Annotated in this window: 24 protein-coding genes and 1 riboswitch; of the genes, 17 read left to right on the top strand and 7 right to left on the bottom strand. The window is 35.3% G+C overall.

What is annotated here, in order from left to right; all coding sequences use genetic code 11:
• Positions 1-6 precede the first annotated feature (6 nt).
• From pxpB to BGI23_RS14870, 7 genes are all read left to right on the top strand, one after another.
• Positions 7-720, top strand: a complete 714-nt coding sequence (gene pxpB / locus BGI23_RS14900; protein ID WP_070806408.1) for a 5-oxoprolinase subunit PxpB — start codon at positions 7-9, stop codon at positions 718-720.
• Positions 711-1,700 carry a 5-oxoprolinase subunit C family protein gene (locus BGI23_RS14895; RefSeq protein ID WP_070806407.1) on the top strand — a complete coding sequence of 330 codons (990 nt, stop codon included), beginning with the start codon at positions 711-713 and terminating at the stop codon, positions 1,698-1,700. The genes pxpB and BGI23_RS14895 overlap by 10 nt, the downstream gene beginning before the upstream one ends.
• 18 nt (positions 1,701-1,718) lie before the next feature.
• The gene (pxpA, locus tag BGI23_RS14890) at positions 1,719-2,480 is read left to right on the top strand and encodes a 5-oxoprolinase subunit PxpA (protein WP_070806406.1); all 762 of its coding nucleotides are present in this window, start codon (positions 1,719-1,721) and stop codon (positions 2,478-2,480) included.
• 23 nt (positions 2,481-2,503) lie between these two features.
• Entirely contained in the window at positions 2,504-3,199 is a 696-nt protein-coding gene (locus BGI23_RS14885) for a DUF969 domain-containing protein (protein ID WP_000239802.1), read from the top strand.
• A 1-nt stretch (position 3,200) separates the two neighbouring features.
• A complete protein-coding gene (locus tag BGI23_RS14880) occupies positions 3,201-4,163 on the top strand; it encodes a DUF979 domain-containing protein (RefSeq protein WP_070806405.1) in 963 nt (320 codons plus the stop codon).
• Between the two features lie 16 nt (positions 4,164-4,179).
• A complete protein-coding gene (gene pcp, locus BGI23_RS14875; protein ID WP_070806404.1) occupies positions 4,180-4,827 on the top strand; it encodes a pyroglutamyl-peptidase I in 648 nt (215 codons plus the stop codon).
• 75 nt (positions 4,828-4,902) lie between these two features.
• The gene (locus BGI23_RS14870; protein WP_070806403.1) at positions 4,903-5,631 is read left to right on the top strand and encodes an NAD-dependent protein deacylase; all 729 of its coding nucleotides are present in this window, start codon (positions 4,903-4,905) and stop codon (positions 5,629-5,631) included.
• 47 nt (positions 5,632-5,678) lie between these two features.
• Here the strand turns inward: BGI23_RS14870 and BGI23_RS14865 are convergent, their stop codons facing one another.
• Positions 5,679-6,257 carry a hypothetical protein gene (locus BGI23_RS14865; protein WP_070806402.1) on the bottom strand — a complete coding sequence of 193 codons (579 nt, stop codon included), beginning with the start codon at positions 6,255-6,257 and terminating at the stop codon, positions 5,679-5,681.
• 279 nt (positions 6,258-6,536) lie between these two features.
• Between BGI23_RS14865 and BGI23_RS14860 the strand changes: the two genes are divergently transcribed.
• Together BGI23_RS14860 and lepB are read left to right on the top strand one after the other, a co-directional pair.
• Positions 6,537-8,693, top strand: coding sequence for a peptidoglycan D,D-transpeptidase FtsI family protein (locus tag BGI23_RS14860; RefSeq protein ID WP_070806401.1), 2,157 nt, complete (start codon positions 6,537-6,539; stop codon positions 8,691-8,693).
• 81 nt (positions 8,694-8,774) lie between these two features.
• On the top strand, positions 8,775-9,296 hold the full coding sequence (lepB, locus tag BGI23_RS14855) for a signal peptidase I (protein ID WP_070806400.1): 522 nt from the start codon (positions 8,775-8,777) through the stop codon (positions 9,294-9,296).
• 32 nt (positions 9,297-9,328) lie between these two features.
• Here the strand turns inward: lepB and BGI23_RS14850 are convergent, their stop codons facing one another.
• The gene (locus BGI23_RS14850; RefSeq protein ID WP_083322743.1) at positions 9,329-9,961 is read right to left on the bottom strand and encodes a CmcI family methyltransferase; all 633 of its coding nucleotides are present in this window, start codon (positions 9,959-9,961) and stop codon (positions 9,329-9,331) included.
• Between the two features lie 194 nt (positions 9,962-10,155).
• Here BGI23_RS14850 and BGI23_RS14845 point away from each other — a divergent pair, with 194 nt between their 5' ends.
• The 6 genes from BGI23_RS14845 (at position 10,156) to BGI23_RS28160 (ending at position 14,863) form a co-directional block, all read left to right on the top strand.
• Positions 10,156-10,680: an NUDIX hydrolase gene (locus BGI23_RS14845; RefSeq protein WP_070806399.1), complete on the top strand. Its 525-nt coding sequence runs from the start codon at positions 10,156-10,158 to the stop codon at positions 10,678-10,680.
• Positions 10,681-10,988: 308 nt separating this feature from the next.
• Positions 10,989-11,846, top strand: a complete 858-nt coding sequence (locus BGI23_RS14840; protein WP_083322742.1) for a DUF1259 domain-containing protein — start codon at positions 10,989-10,991, stop codon at positions 11,844-11,846.
• A 213-nt stretch (positions 11,847-12,059) separates the two neighbouring features.
• Positions 12,060-12,212: a hypothetical protein gene (locus tag BGI23_RS28165; RefSeq protein WP_154696891.1), complete on the top strand. Its 153-nt coding sequence runs from the start codon at positions 12,060-12,062 to the stop codon at positions 12,210-12,212.
• Between the two features lie 166 nt (positions 12,213-12,378).
• Positions 12,379-12,573 (top strand): hypothetical protein, encoded by a 195-nt coding sequence (locus BGI23_RS27525; RefSeq protein WP_083322741.1) that lies wholly within the window; start codon positions 12,379-12,381, stop codon positions 12,571-12,573.
• A 258-nt stretch (positions 12,574-12,831) separates the two neighbouring features.
• Complete coding sequence (locus BGI23_RS14835) at positions 12,832-13,656, top strand: YiiX/YebB-like N1pC/P60 family cysteine hydrolase (RefSeq protein ID WP_242066935.1); 825 nt, start codon at positions 12,832-12,834, stop codon at positions 13,654-13,656.
• A 70-nt stretch (positions 13,657-13,726) separates the two neighbouring features.
• Positions 13,727-14,863, top strand: coding sequence for a hypothetical protein (locus tag BGI23_RS28160; RefSeq protein WP_070806398.1), 1,137 nt, complete (start codon positions 13,727-13,729; stop codon positions 14,861-14,863).
• A gap of 53 nt (positions 14,864-14,916) precedes the next feature.
• Here the strand turns inward: BGI23_RS28160 and BGI23_RS14825 are convergent, their stop codons facing one another.
• Entirely contained in the window at positions 14,917-15,678 is a 762-nt protein-coding gene (locus BGI23_RS14825; protein ID WP_070806397.1) for a class I SAM-dependent methyltransferase, read from the bottom strand.
• Between the two features lie 328 nt (positions 15,679-16,006).
• Here BGI23_RS14825 and BGI23_RS14820 point away from each other — a divergent pair, with 328 nt between their 5' ends.
• Entirely contained in the window at positions 16,007-16,780 is a 774-nt protein-coding gene (locus tag BGI23_RS14820) for a MerR family transcriptional regulator (protein ID WP_070806396.1), read from the top strand.
• A 163-nt stretch (positions 16,781-16,943) separates the two neighbouring features.
• On the opposite strand, the gene BGI23_RS14815 is transcribed toward BGI23_RS14820, so the two are convergent.
• From BGI23_RS14815 to BGI23_RS14805, 3 genes are all read right to left on the bottom strand, one after another.
• Positions 16,944-17,714, bottom strand: a complete 771-nt coding sequence (locus BGI23_RS14815; RefSeq protein ID WP_070806395.1) for a DNA alkylation repair protein — start codon at positions 17,712-17,714, stop codon at positions 16,944-16,946.
• A 33-nt stretch (positions 17,715-17,747) separates the two neighbouring features.
• On the bottom strand, positions 17,748-18,053 hold the full coding sequence (locus BGI23_RS14810) for an iron-sulfur cluster biosynthesis family protein (RefSeq protein ID WP_070806394.1): 306 nt from the start codon (positions 18,051-18,053) through the stop codon (positions 17,748-17,750).
• Between the two features lie 113 nt (positions 18,054-18,166).
• Positions 18,167-19,633 carry an amino acid permease gene (locus BGI23_RS14805; protein WP_070806393.1) on the bottom strand — a complete coding sequence of 489 codons (1,467 nt, stop codon included), beginning with the start codon at positions 19,631-19,633 and terminating at the stop codon, positions 18,167-18,169.
• Between the two features lie 112 nt (positions 19,634-19,745).
• Positions 19,746-19,938, bottom strand: a riboswitch (Lysine riboswitch).
• Positions 19,939-20,261: 323 nt separating this feature from the next.
• Here BGI23_RS14805 and BGI23_RS14800 point away from each other — a divergent pair.
• Positions 20,262-20,723, top strand: a complete 462-nt coding sequence (locus BGI23_RS14800) for a GNAT family N-acetyltransferase (protein WP_070806392.1) — start codon at positions 20,262-20,264, stop codon at positions 20,721-20,723.
• A 19-nt stretch (positions 20,724-20,742) separates the two neighbouring features.
• On the opposite strand, the gene BGI23_RS14795 is transcribed toward BGI23_RS14800, so the two are convergent.
• Positions 20,743-21,645, bottom strand: coding sequence for a sulfite exporter TauE/SafE family protein (locus tag BGI23_RS14795; RefSeq protein WP_070806391.1), 903 nt, complete (start codon positions 21,643-21,645; stop codon positions 20,743-20,745).
• Positions 21,646-21,811: the final 166 nt, after the last annotated feature.

Raw genomic sequence — 21,811 nt, 5'->3', positions numbered from 1 at the left:
AGTAGGATGAAATTTTCTGCGTTAGGGGATCAAGCAATTATTGTTACATTTGGTGAAGAAATCGGGATGGATGTATACGAAAAAGTACAACGACTATTTCAAGTGTTGCAGCAACATCCGTTTACAGGAATGATTGAATGCGTTCCGTCATTTACTTCATTGGCCGTTTACTATAATTTGTATGAAGTATGGAAGGGAAATGATAGAAAGATAAGACCGTATGATTACGTATGCCAATACATAGCTAGAATGTTAGATACGTATAAGGAAGAGCTGAAACGAGATGTGAAACATATTTCTATACCCGTTTGCTACGGGGGAGAATATGGACCTGATTTAGAAGAGGTGGCACATTATCACGGTTTACAAGTAGAAGATGTCATTCGCATACATAGTGAAACAACGTATTTTGTGTATATGTTAGGCTTTACACCAGGGTTCCCGTATTTAGGAGGACTATCAAAAGAACTAGAAACACCTAGAAAAGAAATACCGCGGTTACAAATCTCTCCTGGTTCGGTAGGGATTGGCGGAAATCAAACAGGTATTTATCCGCTTGAAACACCGGGTGGATGGAATATTATTGGCCGAACACCAATCTCCTTATTTAATCCGGAAGAAGAAACACCGACCTTTATTCAAAGCGGTATGTATTTACGATTTATCCCAATAACGAAGGAAGAGTACATATCACTTGAGGGGGCTAAAGAATGGATGTAGAAGTTTTGCATGCAGGTATGTTTACAACAGTCCAAGATTTAGGACGATCTCATTACCAACAATACGGCGTACCTGTTGGCGGGGCTATGGATCAAAGTGCACTTCGGATGATCAATATGTTAGTTGGTAATGAAGAAAATGAAGCGGGACTCGAAATGACGATTATGGGACCGAAATTGTTAATAAAGAAAACGACTTTACTTGCGATTGGTGGAGCGGATATGGAACCGTTATTGAATGGGGAACGTATTCCATTGTGGCGTCCCATTTTAGCAGAAGAAGGTAGTATGCTTTGCTTTGGAAAAGTGAAAAGTGGTTGCAGAACGTATGTGACTTTTGCAGGTGGTATCCATATTGATCGTACGATGGGAAGCAAAAGTACTTACACACGTGCTGCGATTGGTGGTATGGAAGGAAGAATGCTGAAAAAAGGAGACTATTTTCAACTTGGGGAAAGATCAGAAATGGCTCATCGTTTCATGCAAGGCTTACAAAAAGATGAGAGAATAAAAACGAAATGGGCAATTAGCAGTAGCGTACTACCAAAATATAAGAAGTATCCTAAACTTCGCGTCATAACTGGTTTTGAATATGATCAATTTACAGAAGAAAGCAAAAAGGCCTTTTTTACGAAAGAGTATAAAGTATCTAATTACGCTGACCGTATGGGTTATAGGGTTGAAGGAGAAATTTTAAATAGAGCCGTTGAAAAAGAGATTTTATCGAGTCCAGTTACATATGGGACCATTCAAATTCCAAATGGCGGACAGCCGATTATCTTAATGGCAGATAGGCAAACGACAGGTGGCTATCCGAGAATGGGAAATATCATTTCAGTAGATTTACCTCTTCTTGCCCAGTTAAAACCAGGGGACTATGTATGGTTTGAGAATATTACGCTTGAAGAAGCGGAACAATTGTACATAGAAAAAGAAGTAAATATGAATCTATTAAAAAAGTTCATCGCTTTACGAAGCTGAGTGCAGGAGGGAAGTATCATGACTACAATTGATTTAAATTGTGATTTAGGAGAAAGTTTTGGCGCTTATAAAATGGGGAATGATGATGAAATTCTTCCGTTCGTTTCCTCTATAAACGTTGCTTGCGGTTTTCATGCGGGTGATCCGTCCGTTATGCGGCAAACAGTCGAAAAGGCAATGCAACATAACGTTGCGATAGGGGCACATCCCGGATTTCCAGATTTAATTGGATTTGGTAGAAGGAACATGAACGTTTCAGCAAGTGAAGTATACGATTATGTTTTATATCAAATTGGTGCATTAGACGCTTTTGTAAAAGCAGCTGGCGGGAAGATGCAACATGTGAAACCACACGGTGCTCTATATAATATGGCGGCAACTAATCCGGAAATTGCAGATGCAATCGCAAAGGCAATACATCATATGAATCCAAGTCTATTACTTTACGGATTAGCAAATAGTGAGGTGTTTATACAGGCTGCGGAAAAATACAATATAACTCTCGTACAAGAAGCTTTTGCAGATCGTACGTATAAGCAAGATGGCACATTAACGAGTCGTACGGAAGAAAATGCGCTTATAAAAAATGAAGATAAAGCGATAAAGCAAGTGCTTCAAATGGTGAAAGAAGGTTATGTAAATTCGGTGAATGGTGAGAAAGTAGCAGTTCAGGCGCAGACGATCTGTTTACATGGTGATGGAGAGAAAGCTGTACAATTTGCGAACAAAATATACAGAACATTCGAAAATAATAAGATTTCTATATGCGCACCGAAATAAAATAATGAGGGGAAGTGTTGGAATTGGTGAAATTAATCGGGATATTACTTGTTGCAGTGGGCTTTTTATTTAGATTAAATACACTATTAGTCGTTATGGTTGCAGGTATTGTTACTGGTATGGTTTCAGGATTAAGCTTTTATGATGTCATTAGCATGTTCGGTAAATTTTTCATAGAAAATAGATATATGTCTATGCCAATTATATTAACTTTACCTGTAATCGGAATTTTAGAGCGTTACGGTTTAAAAGAAAGAGCAGAAGCGCTTATAACGAAATCAAAAGGTGCAACAACTGGAAGAGTATTAATGTCATATTTTACGATAAGAGAATCATCAGCAGCACTTGGACTGAACATTGGTGGTCATGCACAAACAGTAAGACCGCTCGTTGCACCTATGGCAGAAGGGGCTGCGCAAGGTAAATACGGTAAGCTTCCTGAGAAGTTAAGAGAAAAGATTAAAGCGAATGCAGCCGCTGCGGAAAATACTGCTTGGTTTTTCGGAGAAGACATTTTTATCGCAACTGGTGCCATTTTATTAATGAAAGGATTCTTCGATTCAGTAGGTATGCATGTCGGTGTATGGGATATGGCACTTTGGGGTATTCCAACTGCAATATCTGCACTTATCGTCAGCTGGATCAGATTTAGAAGATTTGATAAATATATAGCGAAAACGATGACAGCAAAAGAAAAAGAAGAGAAGGAGGCAATATAAGATGAATATTATTACAATGGATACAATCTATTACGTATTAGGTATAATCGTTGCCTTTATCGCTGTTCGTATTGCATTTGATCGTCAACATCCAAATCGATTTGGTTCTAGCTTGTTTTGGGCGTTATTTGCAGTTACGTTTTTATTCGGAAATGTAATCCCTTCGTTTTACGTTGGCTGTATCGTGCTCGCTATGGTCGTGTTAGCTTCACTAAACAAAGTAACAAAATCAGAGGAGAAAGAAGTACCGGTACAAGAACGTGTGAAACATGCTGAGAAATTAAAAAATAAAATTTTTATGCCTGCACTATTAATTCCTATTTTTACAATTATCGGTACGTTAACGTTAGGCAAAATCAAATGGGGAAATGTTTCCCTTGTTGATCCAGATAAAGTAACGCTAGTAGCATTAGCACTAGGGGCATTACTTGCATTCGTTGCAGCGATGCGTATTACAAAATCGAAAATAACAACGCCTGTACAAGAAGGAAGCAGACTATTACAAGCTGTCGGCTGGGCTGTTATATTACCACAAATGTTAGCGGCACTTGGCGGTATTTTCGCGAAGTCTGGCGTTGGACAAGTCGTTTCTGATCTAGTCGGACAAGTGTTACCGACAGAGTATCCGTTCGTTGCTGTTATGGCATATTGTTTAGGAATGATGCTGTTCACAGTCGTAATGGGAAATGCATTCGCAGCCTTTGCCGTAATTACTGGCGGAATTGGTTTACCTTTAATTGTTCAAATGCACGGAGGAAACCCGGCAATTATGGCAGCACTCGGTATGTTTGCTGGATATTGTGGAACATTGCTTACTCCAATGGCAGCAAACTTTAATATCGTTCCGGCAATGCTTTTAGAGCTAAAAGATAAAAATGCGGTTATTAAAGCACAAGTACCAATTGCTCTTTCCATCTTTATCATCAATATGTTTATTATGTACGGCCTTGTATATCGTTTCTAATGAGGAGGGGAAAACTATGAAAACAGTATTGCTAACAGGATTTGATCCGTTCGGAGGAGAAAGTATCAACCCAGCTTGGGAAGTCGCAAAAAGTTTGCATGAAAAAACAATCGGAGAGTACAAGATTATTAGTAAACAAGTCCCAACCGTATTTCATAAATCAATAAAAGCTTTAAAAGAATATATAGAAGAACTAAATCCAGAAATGATTATATGTATCGGACAAGCTGGAGGCAGACCAGATATTACGATAGAGCGTGTCGCAATTAACGTTGATGATGCAAGAATTGCTGACAATGAAGGGAATCAACCGGTAGATGTACCGGTTGTAGAAGAAGGACCGGCTGCCTATTGGTCTACACTTCCGATGAAAGCAATTGTAAAAAGACTTCAAGAAGAAGGCATACCAGCTTCCGTTTCACAAACAGCAGGTACATTCGTTTGTAATCATTTGTTTTATGGTCTTATGCATGAACTAGAGAAACATGATACAAAAATGAAAGGCGGATTTATTCATATTCCGTTTTTACCAGAGCAAGCGAGTAATTATCCAGGGCAACCGAGTATGTCACTTTCTACTATTCGTAAAGGGATAGAGTTGGCAGTTGAAGTAACGACGACAGTTGAGGTAGATATAGTGGAAATTGGAGGCACGACGCATTAAGTAGAATGAATTGTACGACACCTCCTGTAAACAACTGGTATAATAAGTATAGCAATATACATAGAGGTGATTTTTGTGCAACAATTTGAAGAAGTACGTTTGATTTTAGAAAAAGCGAAGAAAATTACAGTATTAACAGGAGCTGGTGCAAGTACGGAAAGTGGTATCCCAGATTTTCGTTCAGCAAATGGATTGTATGCTGATGCGAATGTGGAGATGTATTTATCAAGAGGGTACTATAACCGAAGCCCGAAAGAATTTTGGAAGCATTATAAAGAAATATTTCAAATCAATACGTTTCATCAATATAAGCCAAATCGTGGCCATCGCTTTTTAGCTGAATTAGAAGAACAAGGGAAAGATATTACGATTTTAACGCAAAATATTGACGGTTTACATCAATTAGGTGGTAGTAAACATGTTATTGATTTACATGGAACACTGCAAACTGCACATTGTCCGAAGTGTAAAACGGGGTATGATTTGCAGTATATGATAGATCATGAAGTGCCGCGCTGCGAGAAGTGTAATTTCATTTTAAATCCAGACGTTGTTTTATACGGAGATACATTGCCGCAATATCAAAATGCGATAAAACGTTTATATGAAACAGATGTGCTTATCGTTATGGGAACGTCATTAAAAGTACAACCTGTTGCTTCATTCCCGGAAATCGCAAAGAGGGAAGTAGGAGCAACAACCATTTTAGTAAATGAAGAATTAACAGGACAAGAGTATAACTTTGATTTTGTTTTTCAAAATAAGATTGGTGCGTTTGTTGAAGGGGTATCTTCAATAAAATAAGTTATCGAAAAAACTGAGGTATTCACCTCAGTTTTTTATTTGGGTAATCACTGTTTAAAACATTTTAATAATGTAGCAACCACATCTCTATAACCTATAAAAAATGTTTTGGTTGGCAAAATAGCAGAATAGGAAGAAATGTTTTCTTTAACGAATACACAGTCGTCATAAAGTAAACTAATATGTAGCTGTTGTAAAGGTTCTATTTCGTTTTGCTTTAAGTATAAAACTAAATCATTATAAAGTTGCGTACTATACCCACTTACAGAACATTCTAATGAATGCTGACCTGCTATGCTAGTCCACCATACTTTAAAACTACACAGTAATTCTTTAAAGGATTCCTCATTACATAATTGAGTGTCAAAAAGCTTCTCATAAAAGATATTATTTTCCTCATAAAAAATTTGTAAATCATATCGGTCGTTAGCAATTTGTTTACGAAGTATATGCCATAATTCCTTGAAATGATCTTCAAAGACAGTAGGGAAATTTACTTGTTTTGCTATGTAAGGAAATCTCAAATTTTCCTTTTTCTCTTTTTGGTTAAGATACATATTTTGAATATAAATCATAAAGTTTAAACAAAATGATGTATTAGTATGTATTGTAAATGAATCTGTCATTTCATTTTCTCCTTAGTAGTGTCTTTTAATGTTACTATACAGAGAAATGTAAATGAATGGTATGAAAAAACAATCTTATACACGCTTTCTTTCAGAAGAAAATTCATGTTATGACGATTTAAGGGAATGGTAATAAATAGGATATAAAATTAAAAAACTGAAAATTAAATCTTTTATTTCTTTTATAATTAATATAAAATTCTATATATATCATATAAATAAATTTGATACATAATGGTTCTACGTAGAAATGTTAATAGAATGAAGCGAGGGAGCGAAATGAGACAGAAAAAGGAGCAGAAGAAACAATCGAAAAAGAAAAAGACTCATATTCCTTTTCGGTTAAATGTACTATTTTTTATCGTCTTTCTTTTATTTTCAGCTATTATAATTCAATTAGGTAAAGTGCAAATCATTGATGGAGAAACGTATAGAAATGAAGTGAACAAAAAGGAAGACGTAACGGTAAGTACACCTGTTCCTAGAGGGAAAATGTTTGATCGACAAGGTCAGGTGATTGTAAATAACAAACCACTACGAACCGTTACATATACGAAAATGAAAGGAGTAGATTCGAAAGAAGTTTTACAAGTAGCAAGACAGTTAGCACAGTTAATTGAAATGTCGCCAGAGGATATAGACAAGTTAACAGAAACAGATAAAAAAGATTTTTGGATGCAGTTAAATGAAAAGCGGGCAGCAGAAAAAGTAACGAAAGAAGATGAGAGTAAATTTAGGAAGCAGGAGATAGAAGGGAAAGAATTAGATAAAAAAGTTGAAGAGTTACGTAGGGAAAGAATTACACAAGAAGAATTAAGCGAACTTTCAAAAGAAGACCTAGAAGTACTAGCTATTAAAAGCAAAATGAATGCGGGATATAAAATGACGCCGCAAATCGTTAAAAAAGATGTAAGTCAAAATGAATATGCAGTCGTAAGTGAAAGATTGGCAAGCTTGCCTGGAGTAGATACGACAGTAGACTGGGAACGTGAATACCCAAATGATAAAATACTTCGTTCTATCCTTGGTAGCGTTTCTACTGAAAATGAAGGATTACCAAGGGAACAATTAGATTATTATTTAGTGCGTGATTATAACCGAAATGACCGTATTGGTAAGAGCTACATCGAAAAGCAATATGAAGACGCATTACATGGAACGAAAGAACAGTCTAGAAGCATTACAGATAAAGCAGGAAATATTATCCGGACAGAAAAAGTAACCGAAGGAAAAAGTGGAAATAATTTAATGTTAACAGTGGATATGGAGTTACAGAAAAAAGTAGAGGGAAGTCTTGAAAAGAATTTACGAGCATTTCATTCTGCAGAGCCGATGATGGATCGTGCATTCGTTGTAATGATGAATCCGAAAAACGGTCAAATTTTATCGATGGCAGGAAAGAAAATTGTAAATAAAGATGGCGGCGGGATGCAAATAGAAGACTATGCTTTAGGAACGATGACAAGTTCTTATGAGTTAGGGTCAACTGTGAAAGGGGCTACATTATTAGCCGGTTATCAAGCTGACACAATTAAGCCGTATACGCATTTCTTTGATGCACCCATGTATTTTAAAGGAAGCTCTAAGCCGAAGAAATCGTGGAAAGACTTTGGTGATATTGATGATTTAAGAGCTTTACAAGTTTCATCAAACGTATATATGTTTAATACAGCATTAAAGATGGCAGGTATAAATTATGTGCCAAACAATCCATTAGACATTAAACAAGAGACATTTAATAAAATGCGCTACTATTTTAGACAATTTGGTTTAGGTGTACCGACTGGTATTGACTTGCCGAATGAATCGATTGGTCAAATGGGTAGAACGGATAACATACCGGGTTTTTTACTTGATTATGCGATTGGACAATACGATACATATACGCCGCTTCAACTTGCTCAATATATTTCAACCATTGCAAACGGTGGTTACCGAATGAAACCGCAAATTGTGCAAGAAGTGAGAGAGCAACCACATAGACCAGAGGATGTTGGAAAAGTTATTCGATCTATTGAACCAGTTATTTTAAATCGAGTAGATATGAACACTTCATATATTAATCATGTAAAAGAAGGATTTAGAAGAGTTTTTCAAGAGAATGACGGAACAGGTACTGCAACGTTTAAAGGATTACCATATAAACCAGCTGGAAAAACAGGGACAGCTGAAACTGTGTATGGTGGAGAAAGTGAAATTGGAAGAGATGAAAACAATAATCGAAAAAAATGTTATAATTTAACTCTTGCCGGTTATGCGCCGTATGATGCTGATCCGGAAGTAGCTTTTTCAGTTGTTGTACCATGGGTGAATGATGATAAATCAGGAATTAATTCCGCGATTGGTAAAGAGATTTTGGATGCGTATTTTGAATTGAAAGCGAAAAGAGTAGGTGGAAATCCAGTCCCAGTAGAGCAGCCGAACAAGGCCCAGTAAAAATAATATCACTGCATTGAGACATATGGTGCAGTGATATATTTTTGATTTAAAAAGCGTTTGAATAAGGTGGGAATGGATATGAAACAGGAGATTAAGAGAGGTTGGGGGAAATACATACTCTTCGTGTTTGTTTTGGTAATAGCTTATCATTCTTTTACTTTATGTAAAGTGGAAGGGAAATCGATGCAACCGACTTTATATGAAGAAGACTACGTATTTGTAAATAAAGCAGCAGTACGCTTTTCCGATTTAGAGCATGGAGAAATTGTCATTATAAAGGAAGAGGATGAATCGAAATATTATGTAAAACGAGTAATAGGACTTCCTGGTGACGTAATTAACATAACGAATGGATCTGTATATGTAAATGATAAAAAACAAGAAGAACCGTATACAAATAAAGATTTATTCAATAATACGCAAGTGTTTTATAACTTTCAAAAGACAAAAATCCCACCAAATAAATTATTTGTAATGGGAGATAATCGTGAACTTAGTAGAGATAGTCGAAACGGTTTAGGATATATTGAAGAAGATAATATAATAGGCAAAGTGGAATTTGTATATTATCCTTTTTCAAAAATGAAGATCATAGAATAAGTGGGGCTTCTCTATCCCCACTTATTAACGTTTCACTTTATCTTCTTTAAAAAACCTTTTGGGTTAAATGATATGAAAAACTTATGCTTAGATTCATCGATTATGAAATTGTTGTTTGTAGCTAAAAATTCTTCAACAGCTTCCATTGGGCCAGGTCCCCAATCAGGAGAAACAGGATTTCCATTAATAGATGTATCTTCTACTATAATATAACTGCCTTTAGTAACGATAGATTTATAAAGCAACAATTCTTTTGCTACATGCTCTTTACTATGATCTGAATCTAAAATAACTAAAATCACATCATCAGGTTTACGCATACTTAATATTGTTTGCACAGCGGTTACTGAAACAGAAGAAGCTGTTAAATACGTAATACGATCATGGGATGGACGATTTGGTTGTGGAAATATATCGATAGTAAGAACGTGACCTTTTCCAATTAAATCTAATATAGAAGCTAAATACAGTGCGCTACCACCATAACAAGTGCCACATTCAATAATTAAATCGGGTTTTAATTCGTAAATCATTTCTTGATACAAAAAAAGATCAGAGGGAAGTTTGAGAATGGGGATCCCAAGCCAATGTGTATCATATAACCAGACGCGACTATCGTAAAATTGTTTTAAAAATTCGCTGCTTATGTTATCGATTTTGAACACTCCTTTCTGAAACGAAAGTTGTACAATATATTATGTGAGATATGATTGTAAGGAGAATGTTTTTGAATAAAAATGAGCAAAATACCTCATTAAAAAACCAGTTGTTTGTATAATAAGAATTTTTTTATGCAGCAAGTCTAATCAAAATGCTGTTTAAATTTTTAGATGAGGGGAAAAAGAAAGGAAAGAAACGTATGTATAAGTACACAATTTGTTTCATTAGAAAAGGAAATAAAATACTCTTATTGAATAGAAATAAAAAGCCAAATATGGGAATGTGGAATGGTGTTGGTGGAAAAATTGAAGATAATGAAACGCCATATGAAGGAATAATTAGAGAAACGCTTGAGGAAACAGGCATAGATTTTCCAAGTGTAACGTATAAAGGGAATGTAGTTTTTAAAAGCAAGGACGAGCCTCAGGGGCGTGAAGGAATGTACGTATTCCTTGCTGACCTGCCAGATGGAGTACATATGGACACACCAGTAAGTACGGCGGAAGGATTATTAGAATGGAAAGAAATTGATTGGATATTAAATAAGGATAATAGAGGTGTAGTTAGCAATTTACCAAAATACTTACCGATAGTATTAACAGAAGAAACTAAGTTAGAGCATATATTTACGTATGATAACGGGAATATTATTCATTACACAACTTCATTTTTGACAGAAGATAATGCGAACAGGCGGTATGAAAAACAACTCATTTCTCAATAGAAAAAATACGAAAACAATCACTCTTATAATCTAGTAGAGAATATTTTAATAGAGCAATCGACATTTATATGTTGATTGCTCTCATTATTTAACTGAGAAAAAGACATGTTTAAAGTGCCCCTTATTATATGTCTATAACTTTATTGTGTAACATAATTTAAAATATAGTTTGTACATTGAATAATTTGCTATGGTTCTCTATTAATCTTTCACAATTGTCTAAGGAGTTATTAGATTGCTAGCATAGAATATATTGTCTTTTGCAATTTTAGGAAGATAATCCTATAAAATTTTAGGAGGAATATACTATGGAAATAGAAAACCAACAAGTAGATCCAGCATTTGAAAATCTATGTCAACGATTTTTTGATATTCTAGGTGGTACTGATCATTCAATTGATCCAGGACCTGTATGTACTGTAACTCGAACTAGAATATTTGATGAAACAGTATTAGGAAGAAAATCAAATTCGCCTTTGGTGAATTATCAATTTTTTTCGTTTGAATCTCTTGATGAATCAGGAAATGCACTTTGTTTAGGGGAAACTGTAGCTTTTGAAAATCAGGTTGAACAAGTCCTTTCTAATCTTCGTAATCGCGGTATTATCGTATCAGGTTTGCACAATCACTGGATAAATGAAAATCCCCGTTTATTTTATATTCACTGGGAATCGATAGATGATCCTATTGCATTTGCGAGAAAATCAAGAGAATCTATTGATTTCTTAGGTCCAGTATTACCACCAGATTTGCCACCACCTGTAGTATCTCCAGAATTTCAAGCATTATGTGATGAATTTACTGCTACGCTAGGTGGTGACGGTGAAATTGAACCAGGGCCTGTATGTTTTGTTATGCGGAATGTGAATTTTGGAGCGACTATCTTTGGAAGACCTGCAAATTCACCTCTTGTGGGACATCAACTTTTTTCGTTCGAATCCCTCGATCCATCCGAAGTTGCACTTTGTTTAGGTGAAACGGCAACGACTCAAGATCAGACTGATCAACTAATCTCACAACTTCTGAGATTTGGCTTTAAAGTATCGGCATTTCACAATCATTGGCTAGATGATAATCCTCATTTAATATATGTTCACTGGGAATCGGTAGAAGATCCTATTGCATTTGCGAGAAAAACGAAAAATGCGATTGCGTTTTTGGGCTAGTTTTAATAAGTTAATTTAATTGCAATTCACGTTGTGTATACGGAGAAGGGCTTTTGCTCTTCTTCTAACTATTTAATAAAGTATGTAATGAAGATAAATTTAACAATATTAGGTAGCTGAAAGAAGTATGAAACTTCATGTACCGTATTTGAATTACAATATAATTAGCAATTACATAGTACCCAGGGAGGGTGCTTTTTATTTTGGAGGAAAGTGAAAGTAGTAGGAAACAAGAATGTAGTATCAGCTAATTTTTTGGATAAGGGTGATACAGTAGAATTTAATGGTGAAGGGAAAGTTATGACTCAAGCTATTATCAAATGTATAAAAGAAATGGGCGAAATTAAAGCACCGTTTTTATTTTGATTAAAATAATATTAATGATGATTGTAGGCGCAACCTTTACATGGTTAGCGTCTGATTTGTTGTTAAGGGAAGATGGGTAGAAAAAATAGACTAGTAAACAAGCTGTTATTGACTTTTAAACATAGAATAAGATGAGTCTTATTAAAAAGAGGGGGGAATTATAGTTATGGGATGTAATAGTAATTTCAAACGCTTTCGAAATTGTAATAGATTTTGGGATGATTTAATGTTTTGCAGATGCGGACATAGAGACTGTGATGAATGTCGTTGTAAACGTAACCGTGATTGCGATTGTGATAAATGTCGTCGTAGACGTAACCATGATCGTGACTGTGATTGTGATGAACGTAAAGAGTGGTAAATTACTTTGGAAGAGTGCTTTGAAGAAAAGCACTCTTTTTTTATTTAGTATTCTATATAATATTTCTTAATAGTGTAGTGTTGCTTTACAGTAAAGTATGAAATTTGCATTTTTATATAAAAATTATTAAATTGATCGGTTTTCCTGACAATTCTTGAGAAAAAAACTAATAGTATATTTTTACCATTTTTTACTGTAATATGAAGGTGCGCTTAAAAATATAGGAGAAAGCGCTTATCACAAGGGATGGGAGTTGTTATGATGAAAGTCGCAAAGAAAAAAATAGTACCGTTGTTATTAGTAGGCGGAATACTAGCTGGGGGAGGCATTGTAGCTGAAACTGCGTATGGGGCTGAAACGGAAGTTATTCAGCCGAAGTCAGTAGAGTATGAGATTCAGATGATGAAAGATAGTGGCATGACGTTGGAACAGGTAAAACAATTTGTTGAAATTTCTAAAGAAGGAAAAGAGTTTTTCGAAAAAGATGCGAAAATTAAAGCGGAAAACGATTTGAAAGAGATTGATGAGTTAAAAACAACACATCCAGAAGAAGCGAAAGAACTGTATTCTAAAATTGATGATCCTGCATATAGTAAAAATGAATTAAATGGTCTTGTTGCGTTAGCAGGATCTGCTTTAGGTACAAAAGGGGATGTTTTAGTTAGTTATGAAATTAATTCTGGAAGTTCTTCTATCGGTGTAGGACACACAGCGATCGTATCAAAAGATAGTAGTCGTACAATAGAATCATTTGCAAAAAGTTGGAGCCCAACTGGTAAAGATGGAGTCCAATATTACCCTAATACATGGAAAGGCCGTTCTAAAGTTTATGGTCTATGGGTGAAGGGAGCTAACAATACAAAATATTTAAATGCAGCTTCATATGCTCAGGGGCAAATTGGAAAAGGGTATAATTGGTCATTCTTCGATAAAAATAGAACGGATAAGTTTTATTGTTCTCAATTGGCATGGCGTTCTTGGAAAAATCAGGGTATTGATATTGATAATGTTACTTGGGATACTGTTGTTACACCTATGGAATTAGTAAAATCATCAAATACTACTATTTTCTATTCTAATTGATAAACTATATTTTATAGAGCAATCGGCATTTATTTGTCGATTGCTTTCACTATATATGTGAGGTGATTACATGCTAAAGAAATATATTTCCTTAGTCAAAGTTATAATATGTACAATGTTTCTTTTTGTAGGTTGTTCTAAAAATGTTAATAGTGGTAAAGAACTTAAAAACATTCAACAAGCGGACTATCTAGTATCCTATTCAAATGCAATGAAAGATGGTGGTTACATATATGCATATGATAAGAAAGGAAATACGATTAGTAAGATGGAAGTAGATGGTCAAAGTATGATGAGCAATGCAAAAGATGAAAAGGGATACTACTTTTCATCAAATAGAAATAACAATCATTATGCAATAAATAAGACAGGCAAGGTACAAGGGATCAATAGACCTAAAGAATTACAAGATGTAAACGCAGGGGCATATTTCATCCATGCAGAACAAGGATATGTATATTATGATGTGAATATTGGATTGGTAGACGAAAAGAAGGGATATACAAGTGAACTTGTATATTGGAAAGATAGTGACAAAAGGCAAGAGAGTGTAGAACTAAAGGGAACGATTCAAGGTGCACATATTATTGAGAATCATATATACGCATTTTCACAAACGCTAGACAAAGTATATATTTCAGAAATAGATTTGGTCACAAATAAAAAAACAAACGAATTTGAAATTCCTAATGAAAATGTGTATTTTGCACCAACTGCCCAAAAAATAATTTTTCAAAAGTATAAAGATAAATTATTGTTCGTACTAAGTGATAATGTAAATCAAAAGTTACCACCTAAATTAATTATGGTAAATACAAAGACTAGAGTAGTAGAAAAAGAAACAATATTAGACGAAAAGCAATTCATACCTGTTCTAGTGCAGGTGATTGAAGATAAGGTGTATATTTTAAATAATGATGAAAAAGTGAAAGAGCTAGATGAGAACTTGAACATCATACGTACATATTCATTACAAAGTGACAAAAATACAAAAATTACTAGAGAGGACAAAGGGATTTCTGATATACAAGTACATGGTAATAAGTTATACATCTTATACAAAGATATGAATCCAAAGAGTAAAACGAAACAATTGGTAGCTGAGATTGAAGGATATGATTTGTTAACAGGGGCTAGCGTTGACAAGACTACTTTACAATTAGAGAGGAAATGGGATGATATAACTTTTCTTATGGTGAAAGAGTAGAGAATATATGTAAACGGAACAAAAAAGGAGGTGGCTTTGCCACCTCTTTTCCGTTAGTCACGAATCGCTTTAATGATAAATCGATGTTGCTTCACATCAAAATATCCTTTTTGCAAGATGATTTCATGTATACGATATAGTTCCTCATAATATCTTTCGACAGTAAAATCAGGAATTTGCCACGGAATCGCTTTTAAATAATAGACAATAGCGCCAATATCATAAAAGCGTTGGAAAGGGAATTCTTCTTTTGCATCTAAGATAGTAAATCCATTTTCCTCTAACTCACTACATGCCGCTTCAAGCGACCAACTTGCAAATTCGCTATTTAGTGGTGAGCCAAACTGCTCATTCAGTACCGCGCAATCAAGACCGCCAACTTGCTGTGTAAGAAAAACTCCATTTGGAGAAAGAATTCGTTTTACCTCAGAGGCAGCATAGGATTCATGTTGATTTATAATGAAATCAAACTGACCATCTTGAAATGGTAACGCAGTATCATCGCTCACCTCTACAACAGTAACCCCTAAAGGCTCTAATTTCTTTCGGGCAATTGGCACGTTTGGAGCGTAGCCCTCAGTAGCGAATATAGTTGGCGGGAACGGTTGTAACATAGATAAAAACTCTCCGCCGCCAGTACCCATATCGAGCATTGATTTAGTATGATGCATAAGCTGGAAAACAGTGCTGCCGTACGACCAAGATAAAGGCTCGCTCTTCATTCGACCCGTTTCTGAAATGAAAGAGAAATCCCAACCGCTAAAATTTGTATTAGCACTTTTTAATAAAGTTAAAAATAATGGATCATGTATCATAATTTTATCCTCCTGTGATATGATGAGAAAAGAAAAAGGGAGGACCTCTTATGAAAGAGAAGCGGTTTTACGTTTCGTGTTCGAATAGATTCATATAAATTCGCTCCTTGTTAGAATGGTTATTTATATATTCGGGATAAGTAAGTGAAAGTCCTTTGAATTTGTGAGGGAAGGTTATGCTAGTCAATAATCGGGCCATAAAATGGGATTGCGCAATACATATTGATTATATGCACTTTTATATTTTTGAATTTTCTTTAATTATCTCTTGAACCTCTAGTTACTTTAGGTTTTATAATGAATTTATAATTTTAATAGGGGGATTTAGATGAAAAAGGATCAAAAGTTTTCTATCGGAGAATTCTCAGAAAAAACGGGAATACCAATTCCTACTTTGCACTATTATGATGAAATCGGGTTATTACAACCTGAAAAGAATCCTTCCTCAGGGCACCGCATTTACAAGTATCAAGATATTATAACCTTACAAAAAATTCTAAGTTTAAAATTTCTAGGCTATAGTCTAGATAAAGTCGCTAATTTGTTACACGAATCAAGTTTTGGTGTTGATTTGAATGAAAGTTTGTCTCTCCATTTGCAATTGTTAGAAAGAGAAAAAGAACAAATTGAGAAATCAATGCAAGCAATTAAAAGAGTAATGAAGTTAGTCAAAGAGGAGTGTGAAATAGATAGTACAGTATTATTTAGTCTTATTTACGGTATGAATACAGAACATACACATAAAGAATGGATGGAACGCCATAAGTTAACGGATATCGTGGAAGAATTATCAAGAAAACGAGAAGAAGATAAAATTGCTTTAGATAAAACGTTTATTCAATTATCTAAAAAGGTTAAGCAATTATATGGTAAACCAGTCGAGGATTTGAAAGTACAAGAGATGGTAAAGGAATATATAGAAGAGTCTTTTTCATTTCTTAATGAGGATTTGATACAAAAGTTAGCTAATACTAGTGTGGAAGAACTGGATATGCAAGAACTTGAAAATATGATACCTTCGCCTTTCGCAGAAAATGAACAAAAATGGCTTAATGAAGCGATGGAATATTATATGAAGCAAGTAGAAGTGGAAGAGGGATAGATTTTATGAGTAATTGTAGGTGGTTTACCTTCATTGAAATAATGCTATAGACCTTTCATTGAAGAAGGGGAAAATTGAGGGAATTCGTTTGTTATTGCTTTATTTAAAAGAAAGAAACGCGTATGCTTCATTTTTGAAGCATACGCGTTTTTGTTTGAAATACTCAAAAAGAAAAATCTTTTGGTAAAGTATCGTTCTTTATCACCGTTCGTAACCCATGTTTTATAATCCAAGAATTAACCGGATGCTGTTTATCACGTAATTGCTGTAACCATTGAAAAACAAGTTCTTTATCTTCTTTCGTAATATCATTAATATGATTAGCTACTGATTTTTGAACATATTTAGAAGGGTCATTCATTAAAGGCTCAAGAAGCTGTAAATTGTACTGAAAGTCACCTTTCAGAGCTCCTATTTTTTTAGCCCAAGGAAGTCTAGGTCTCGTACCTTCAGAAACTAATCTTCTAATGTGACTGTTTTCATCATGAATCCACTTTTGTAATATGTTTAGTGTGTCTTCATGGTATGTTTGAAGAAAAGGCCGAATGGCATATTCAGCAGTATTCCTTTTCGTTATTTCATACATGGCGTTGAACGAGGTTTCAAAATCGTTAAGCCCATATTTTTCAACGTATTTTGCAATAGGCATGTACATATATCCGTTTGTAAACGTGCCTACTTCTGTTGTATTTTCTGGGCCTAACGTTTTTAGTAATATATGTATTGCTTCATTAAAATCTTTTTGTAAAGCATTATGTAATTCATCTGCCATTACTTCAATACGCTGCTTTAACTCTAAATTTTCAATTTTACATGTTACGGAAGACACAAAGTTTCTTTTAGAGAAAGTAGGATCGTGTTTACAAATAGAATCAGCCATTTTTTCTGCTAATTCTTCGTTAAACAAAAATTTTAGCGGAACATATTTACCCATTTTTTCACCTCAGTGGTCAGTTGAAAACAAGTTTTATTTTTTAATCGACAATCCATAAACTAAAGTCTCACTCGGAGTCGTAATACTAAAACCTGTCGTTTTATAATCAAGCTTCACCGTATCACCAGTGTAGTCTTTCGTAAATGAATCCATTTGTACGATAAGGTCTGCATCTTCATATACAACATCATCTGCAACATATGTATCCAAAATTAAATCGACATCAACGAAAATACTACAAGAGTTTGTCATTGTCCCTCTAATGCGAATGATTTTTTTATCTTCACGTTCTAATCTATGTATAGCTGCTATTGCTTCATCAGTAATGCGAATGTTCATTGTATCCCAACCTTTATTTATATTTCCTTTATTATTGCAAAAACAGAAGAAATAGGGAAGTAAAGAGGTTTGTAATAAAAAACGAGCAAACAAATTTGTTTGCTCGTTTCACTTTATTTTAGTTCACATTTATCAAGCGGAATCACTTTTGTTTTTTTCGTAAATTTGTATCCTAACCAAAGTACTAAGAAGAGTGGTAAACCGATGTAAGAAACGAGTACGCCGTTCCAATCGATTGATTCACCCATAAATGCGCCGTAGTTTTGACCTAAAATTACGATGACGCAAAGTGCAAATGCGAAGATTGGTCCGAATGGGAACCATTTTGCTCTATAAGGTAAGTCATTTAAATCTTTTCCTTGTGCGATATATGCTTTACGGAAACGGTAATGACTAATTGCGATTCCAACCCATGCGATAAAGCCAGACATTCCTGATGCATTTAATAACCAAATGTATACAACACCGTCACCGAATAAAGAAGCAATGAAAGCGATACTACCGACAATCGATGTTACGATTAATGCGTTAACAGGTACGCCGCGGCTATCTAATTTACCAAGAAACTTCGGTGCTTTCCCTTGGCGAGCTAAATCCCAAAGCATACGAGTTGATGCATACATACCAGAGTTACCAGCAGATAGTACTGCCGTTAAAATAACAGCGTTCATAACAGAAGCAGCGAAGGCAACGCCCGCTTTTTCAAAAATAAGTGTAAATGGACTTACTGTTACATCACTTGCGGCAAGACTTTCAGTTGTATAAGGAATTAATAAACCGATAACGAGAATGGCAAGGATATAGAATAAAAGGATACGCCAAAAGATCGAGCGAATTGCTTTCGGAATATTACGCTCTGGATCAGATGTTTCACCAGCAGCTACACCTAATAATTCAGTACCTTGGAATGAGAAACCAGCTGCCATAAATACACCGATAATTGCCATGATGCCGCCATTAAATGGTGCATCTGCAACAGTGAAGTTTTTAAATCCAACAGTTTCGCCGCCCATAATTCCGAAAATCATCATGAACCCGACAATTAAAAAGATAATAATCGTAGCTACTTTAATAAGTGCAAACCAATATTCAGATTCACCAAATCCTTTAACAGATAAGTAGTTTAAAAGGAAAATAATAGCTAAACATAATCCGCTCCAAATGAGGGAAGGAGTATCAGGAAACCAAAATTTCATAATTAATGTTACTGCAGCTAGTTCAGCAGCAATCGTAATGGCCCAGTTATACCAATAGTTCCATCCAAGTGCAAAGCCAAGTGATGGATCAACAAATTTTGTTGCGTACGTGCTAAAAGATCCAGTAACAGGCATGTAAGCTGCGAGTTCAGCTAAGCTTGTCATTAAAAAGTAAACCATAATTCCAATTGCGGCGTATGCAATTAATGCACCGCCAGGTCCAGCTGAATGGATGACACCACCGCTGGCAAGAAATAGTCCGGTACCAATTGTACCGCCGAGAGAAATCATTGTAAGGTGCCTTGATTTTAGACCGCGTCTTAATTCACCTTTTCCTTTTGTAGTTTCTGTTTTAGAGGTAGCTTGATTCGTTGCGCTATTCATGTTCAACACTCCTTTTCTTGTAAGATAGGAAGGAGCGGGGGAGAAAAATACAAAAAACCGCCAAAGGAATTTGGCGGAACGTTTCACAAATAACCACCCCATCATACCCTTCCGTTAAGATAGCACCCCACGTTTACACGGTAATTTTGTAAACGTGACAGTTCTGTTCCTTTCGGAGACAGCCCCAGCTCATATTTCCAGAGAAGAAATATAAACTTCGGCAACTTTTCCTTTCAAACGGAGTCGGTGACTTTCTCTGTGTCTCGTCCGTTTTACTCTTAAAAGTCGCAACCTCTACCTCATCGGATTGATGAGGATTTGATATATTGCTAAGATTTTTAATATATGGCAATTGTAATGAGTTTCTGAATATATTGCAAGATATTTTGTAGGAAAAAATCAAAAAATATCGGTTATTGTATAGGAAACGCTTGCAAAACTCCACCCGAACCTACTATTATGTAACAATAAGCAAAGAAAAAATTGTTATACAAATGTTTCGCAAAAAATATTGAAAAACCCTTCAAAAATTAAAAGAAAATTCAGAAAATATAATTCGACATTCATAATCAGGTCATATTTTTTGATATAATTAGAGTAACGTATAAGTAAAAAAGGGGAAATCAAAATGAAATTAGAAACAGAAAGGCTCTATATAGTGCCGTGTACAGAAGAGAGTATTCACGTTGCTAACGAGCAAGGATATAATAGTGGCCCACATATTGTAGGGCATGTAGAAAATGTAAAACAAAATAAGGATGTACTACCTTGGGGTGCGTGGTATGTCATTCGAAAAGAAGATGAAATCGTTCTAGGTGATATAGGTTTTAAAGGGAAACCAAATGAGGAACATACAGTAGAAGTTGGTTACGGATTTATTGAGAAATACTGGAATAAAGGGTATGCGACAGAAGCTGTACAAGAACTAATAGATTGGGCTTTTCAGACAGGAGAGGTAGAAACGATTATTGCAGAGACGCTCCTTGATAATTATGGTTCGATTCGTGTGTTAGAGAAGTTACATATGAAAAGAGTAGATTCGACAGAAACAATGATGAATTGGAAAATAGAAAAAAACCGCTCGAAGTAAGTTGAGCGGTTTTTAGTAATTAAGGTAGCATCTGTTTTTGATCATTCGGATATCCGGCTGTCGGTGTGTTAGAATGCTTGGAATGATTACGAACAGCAATGAAAATAGAAATAATAACGACAAGACCAATTGCCACGTAAGAAAGTGAAATAATCGTTGGATCCACTTTAAATGTAGTAAGCAGTGTACGAATGTTTGTAAAGATTATAAGGCCACCAACTAATACGCCAAGTAAATGAGAAGGAACGATGCGTACTAACCATGCAGCGATTGGTGCCGCAACGATACCACCGAGCATGAGAGAAAATACCCAAACCCAACTTACTTGTTCCCAGCCGAGTGAGATGAAGAAACCAATTGTTGCGGCAAGTGAAACAGGAAACTCACTCGTATCTACAGATCCGATAACTTTTCTAGCTTCATTTCCTCTTGCTAAAAGTACAGGTGTCGTAATCGGACCCCAGCCCCCACCACCAGTTGAATCAACGAATCCAGCGAATAAGCCAAGCGGAACAAGTTGTTTAGCCGACATACGTTTATTTGAAGTAACAACTTGTTTTTGAATAATGAATCGTAATAAAATATAAACCCCTAAAGTAAATAAAAATAAGGAAATGTACGGTTTAATGACATCGCCAGGTAAATTACTTAAAAAACATGCCCCAACAAATGCACCAATTGCTCCTGGTAATGTAAGCCTGGAAACGGTATATTTATCAACGTTTCCAAATTTGATGTGAGATGCACCAGAAGCGGCAGTTGTAACAACTTCAGCTAAATGAACAGATGCGGAAGCTACAGCCGGTGCGATACCAAACATTAGTAAAAGCGAGGTAGACGTTACCCCATACGCCATTCCAAGCGCTCCATCGATTAATTGAGCGAAAAATCCAATAATAGCAAAGACAATTAATTTCTGCATAAAAAATCCCCCTGTAATAGTAAATGAAAAAGGCACTTTTCCCGTGTGAGAAAAGTGCCTTTGGTTTTTCCAATCAGCAATATTGAAATTTGTTTCATTATAATACATATTAATCGTATAAATCAACTGGGTTTTAAAGTTTTTTGAATTGAATGAAAGAAAAATA

Origin of the sequence: Bacillus sp. ABP14 (genome assembly GCF_001831375.1) — a bacterium.
Classification (GTDB): Bacteria; Bacillota; Bacilli; order Bacillales; family Bacillaceae_G; genus Bacillus_A; species Bacillus_A paranthracis.
Note: the sequence above shows the minus strand (reverse complement) of the source record. Positions and strands in the feature narration are given on the sequence as shown.

Excerpts from the sequence above, each read along its gene's own strand:
- BGI23_RS14895 (WP_070806407.1), top strand. The coding sequence starts at position 711 with ATGGATGTAGAAGTTTTGCATGCAGGTATGTTTACAACAGTCCAAGAT.
- BGI23_RS14815 (WP_070806395.1), bottom strand. The coding sequence starts at position 17,714 with ATGGGTAAATATGTTCCGCTAAAATTTTTGTTTAACGAAGAATTAGCA.
- BGI23_RS27525 (WP_083322741.1), top strand. The coding sequence starts at position 12,379 with ATGGGATGTAATAGTAATTTCAAACGCTTTCGAAATTGTAATAGATTT.
- BGI23_RS14805 (WP_070806393.1), bottom strand. The coding sequence starts at position 19,633 with ATGAATAGCGCAACGAATCAAGCTACCTCTAAAACAGAAACTACAAAA.
- pxpB (WP_070806408.1), top strand. The coding sequence starts at position 7 with ATGAAATTTTCTGCGTTAGGGGATCAAGCAATTATTGTTACATTTGGT.
- BGI23_RS14820 (WP_070806396.1), top strand. The coding sequence starts at position 16,007 with ATGAAAAAGGATCAAAAGTTTTCTATCGGAGAATTCTCAGAAAAAACG.
- lepB (WP_070806400.1), top strand. The coding sequence starts at position 8,775 with ATGAAACAGGAGATTAAGAGAGGTTGGGGGAAATACATACTCTTCGTG.
- BGI23_RS14840 (WP_083322742.1), top strand. The coding sequence starts at position 10,989 with ATGGAAATAGAAAACCAACAAGTAGATCCAGCATTTGAAAATCTATGT.
- pcp (WP_070806404.1), top strand. The coding sequence starts at position 4,180 with ATGAAAACAGTATTGCTAACAGGATTTGATCCGTTCGGAGGAGAAAGT.
- BGI23_RS14860 (WP_070806401.1), top strand. The coding sequence starts at position 6,537 with ATGAGACAGAAAAAGGAGCAGAAGAAACAATCGAAAAAGAAAAAGACT.
- BGI23_RS14845 (WP_070806399.1), top strand. The coding sequence starts at position 10,156 with ATGTATAAGTACACAATTTGTTTCATTAGAAAAGGAAATAAAATACTC.
- BGI23_RS14835 (WP_242066935.1), top strand. The coding sequence starts at position 12,832 with ATGATGAAAGTCGCAAAGAAAAAAATAGTACCGTTGTTATTAGTAGGC.
- pxpA (WP_070806406.1), top strand. The coding sequence starts at position 1,719 with ATGACTACAATTGATTTAAATTGTGATTTAGGAGAAAGTTTTGGCGCT.
- BGI23_RS14865 (WP_070806402.1), bottom strand. The coding sequence starts at position 6,257 with ATGACAGATTCATTTACAATACATACTAATACATCATTTTGTTTAAAC.
- BGI23_RS14880 (WP_070806405.1), top strand. The coding sequence starts at position 3,201 with ATGAATATTATTACAATGGATACAATCTATTACGTATTAGGTATAATC.
- BGI23_RS14800 (WP_070806392.1), top strand. The coding sequence starts at position 20,262 with ATGAAATTAGAAACAGAAAGGCTCTATATAGTGCCGTGTACAGAAGAG.
- BGI23_RS14795 (WP_070806391.1), bottom strand. The coding sequence starts at position 21,645 with ATGCAGAAATTAATTGTCTTTGCTATTATTGGATTTTTCGCTCAATTA.
- BGI23_RS28160 (WP_070806398.1), top strand. The coding sequence starts at position 13,727 with ATGCTAAAGAAATATATTTCCTTAGTCAAAGTTATAATATGTACAATG.
- BGI23_RS14825 (WP_070806397.1), bottom strand. The coding sequence starts at position 15,678 with ATGATACATGATCCATTATTTTTAACTTTATTAAAAAGTGCTAATACA.
- BGI23_RS14810 (WP_070806394.1), bottom strand. The coding sequence starts at position 18,053 with ATGAACATTCGCATTACTGATGAAGCAATAGCAGCTATACATAGATTA.